Genomic DNA, 2,228 nt, shown 5'->3' with positions numbered 1-2,228 from the left:
CAAGAGTTTTATGACAGCGTAAAGTTCCGTGCCTCTGGCATTACAGAACCACAGGCAAGACAAAATCTTATTATCAAACTTTACGAAGATTTTTTTACCAAAGCTTTTAAGAAGACAACGGATAGGCTTGGGATTGTTTATACCCCCGTTGAGGTCGTGGATTTTATCATTCATTCTGTTGATGATGTTTTACGCAATGAATTTGGAAAAAGCTTGGGGTCACGTGGTGTTTCTATTCTTGACCCTTTCACTGGAACGGGGACCTTTATCACAAGGCTTTTACAATCAAAGCTCATAAAACCAGAGGATATGGAATATAAGTTCCGTCATGATATCCATGCCAATGAGATTGTTTTGCTAGCGTACTACATAGCAGCCATTAACATTGAATCGACCTATCATAGTATCATGAAAGGACATTATATTCCTTTCAAACATATTGGTTTAACCGATACATTCCGGATGCTTGAAAAACAAGATCTGATGAAAGGTTTACTAGAGAAAAACAGTGAATATTTAGAACTTCAGAAAAACCTCAATATTGAAGTTATCTTCGGCAATCCTCCTTATTCAGTAGGGCAAAAAAGCGAAAATGATAATGCAAAGAACAGCCCTTATCCCATATTAGATGAACGTATCCGTAAAACTTATGCTGCTCAATCGAAAGTAACAAATATACGAGCACTTTATGACAGCTATATCCGTGCCATTCGTTGGGCAAGTGACCGTATTAGTAATGCTGGGGTAATAGGCTTTGTTTCTGGTTCTGGTTACATAGAAAAGCCAACAATGGATAGCTTACGAAAATCTTTAGCCAAAGAGTTTACGAGTATTTATGTGCTTAATTTACGGGGGGATCTTCGCAAAAATATGTTAAGCAATGGAGTTGCTCAAGAAGGTGAAAATATTTTCGGCAATGGTAGTATGACTGGTATTGCTATAACATTGTTTATCAAAAATCCCAATGCTTCCGGAGATTGTAAAATTTACTATCATGACATTGGTAATAATTTCACGACAAAAGAAAAACTTACAGCTCTTGAATACTTTGGTAGTATTGATGGCATTACACGTGAACAAAGTTGGCAAATGATCACGCCGGATGAACATGGTGATTGGATAAATCAACGTGATGAGAGTTTCAAAACATTCCTAGCCCTAGGTGATAAGAAAAGTCATGGTAAAAAGCTGTTTGAAAATTTTTCTCGCGGTATTATGACGAGTCGTGATGCTTGGACATACAACTCAAGCCCTGAAGCTCTAGCAAAAAACATGAGTAATATGATTGCCTTCTATAACAGTGAAGTGGAACGTTTTAATGATACTTATGCACACACTGACCGTAAAATACATACCAATGTTGTAAATAATTTTGTAAATTCAGATGAAAGTAAGATAAGTTGGAGCCGTGGACTTAAACAAGAGTTGACAAAAAGAAAATTTTTTGAATTTGAAGAGACATGCCTCATACCAAGTCTGTATCGTCCTTTTACACAACGATGGCTTTATTATAATCGTACCTTCAATGATATGGTTTACCAAATGCCGCGGATATTTCCTATAGAAAAAGCGACTGAAAATAAAGTGATACAAGTTTCTTCTGTAGGAGCAAGAAGTGGATTTTCTATCTTGATGACTAAAAATGTACCTGATGTGAGTGTAATAGATACAGGTCAATGCTTTCCACGCTATATTTACAAAGATGATACGGTTTCAAAAAGTAAAAATGAAAAACAATCCCATTTATTTTTAATTTCTACAGAAGAAAGTAAAACAGCTGATTTACAGAGGCGTGATGCCATTACTGATGAAGGATTAGCACATTTTAAAGCAGCTTATCCGAATGAAAAAATCACTAAAGATGATTTGTTCTATTACGTCTACGGATTGTTACATTCGGAAGATTATCGTGCTCGTTATGCGGATAACCTCTCTAAAGAATTGCCTCGCATCCCTTGTGTAAAAAGCGCTGAAGATTTTTGGAAGTTTGTTAATGCTGGACGTGAACTAGGGCATTTGCACGTGAATTATGAAACTGTAGAGCCTTATCCCGTGACCTTTAAAAAGGGTAATCCAAAATTAACTGACATCTCTAATCCCGAAAAGTTTTATTACGTTACAGAAATGAAATTCGCAAAAGCAGGTAAAGAGAAAGATAAATCGATTGTTTTTTATAACAGCAATATCACAATAACAGATATCCCTCTTGAAGCTTATGAGTATATCGT

1 protein-coding gene is annotated in these 2,228 nt (G+C 36.0%); it reads left to right on the top strand.

What is annotated here, in order from left to right; translation table 11 throughout:
• The coding region (locus ACFILA_RS09370; protein ID WP_375661107.1) for a type ISP restriction/modification enzyme at nucleotides 1-2,228 on the top strand (2,228 nt) is incomplete at both ends.

Origin of the sequence: Bartonella sp. CL71SXKL (assembly GCF_042194935.1) — a bacterium.
In the GTDB taxonomy this organism is placed as follows: Bacteria; Pseudomonadota; Alphaproteobacteria; order Rhizobiales; family Rhizobiaceae; genus Bartonella.
Note: the sequence above shows the minus strand (reverse complement) of the source record. Positions and strands in the feature narration are given on the sequence as shown.